Origin of the sequence: Ralstonia sp. TCR112 (assembly GCF_007997035.1) — a bacterium.
In the GTDB taxonomy this organism is placed as follows: domain Bacteria; phylum Pseudomonadota; class Gammaproteobacteria; order Burkholderiales; family Burkholderiaceae; genus Ralstonia; species Ralstonia edaphi.
In genome coordinates, this window is record NZ_VOSS01000249.1 from 1 (window position 1) to 962 (window position 962).

The 962-nt window shown below is 66.4% G+C and carries 2 protein-coding genes; both read left to right on the forward strand.

Annotation, left to right across the window (positions count from 1 at the left end; translation table 11 throughout):
* The coding region (gene rfbG / locus FUT88_RS25670) for a CDP-glucose 4,6-dehydratase (RefSeq protein WP_147219360.1) at window positions 1-700 on the forward strand (700 nt) is incomplete at its 5' end.
* Window positions 697-962 (forward strand): dTDP-4-dehydrorhamnose 3,5-epimerase family protein (locus FUT88_RS25675; protein WP_147219362.1); only part of this gene is annotated, 266 nt, incomplete at its 3' end. The genes rfbG and FUT88_RS25675, both read left to right, overlap by 4 nt.

Here is a 962-nt window from a genome sequence, read left to right on the forward strand (position 1 = left end):
CACCACCGACAAGTGCTACGACAACCGCGAGTGGGCCTGGGGCTACCGCGAAACGGATGCTCTCGGCGGCCATGATCCTTACAGCGCGTCCAAGGCTTGCGCCGAACTGGTGGCCGCAAGCTACCGGCGCGCCTTTTTCGCCAACGGCCCGCTGCTGGCCACCGGCCGCGCAGGCAATGTGATCGGCGGTGGCGACTGGTCGGAAGACCGACTCATCCCCGATGCCGAGCGCGCGATGCGTGCCGGTACGCCGTTGGTCATCCGCTCACCACACGCCACGCGGCCGTGGCAGCACGTCCTGGATTGCCTGCATGGGTATCTGGTGCTCGCGCAACGGCTGCTGGCCGCTGACGCCGCGTGCGCAACCGCCTGGAACTTCGGCCCGGACAGCGCCGCCACGCGCACGGTCGAACAGGTGTTGCAAGGCTTGCAGCAACATTGGCCCACGCTGATGTGGCAGCTGGACGCCAATGCCACCGCCGGCAAGCACGAGGCCGGCATGCTGCATCTCGACGCCAGCCGGGCACGGCAGCAACTAGGCTGGCAGACGGCGTGGCCGTTCGAGACCGCGCTGGAACAGACCGCCGCGTGGTACCGGCATCTGCATGAAAAAACCGCGGATGCGCGCGCGCTGTGCGATCAACAGATCGACCGCTTCACCGCCGCCGCATCTGCTGCCGCTTTCAGGAGCGCCGCATGAGCCGCTTCACCATCCAATCGACGCCGCTGGCCGGCGTGGTTGAAATCAACCGCAAGGTGATCGGTGACCATCGCGGCTACTTCACGCGCTTCTTCTGTGCAGACGAACTTGCCGCCGCCGGCTTCGACAGCCCGATCGCGCAAATCAATCACTCGTATTCCGCCAAGCGCGGCACCGTGCGCGGGCTGCATTTTCAGTACCCGCCACATGCCGAGATCAAGCTGGTGAGTTGCGTGCGCGGCCGCGTGTTCGACGTGGCCGT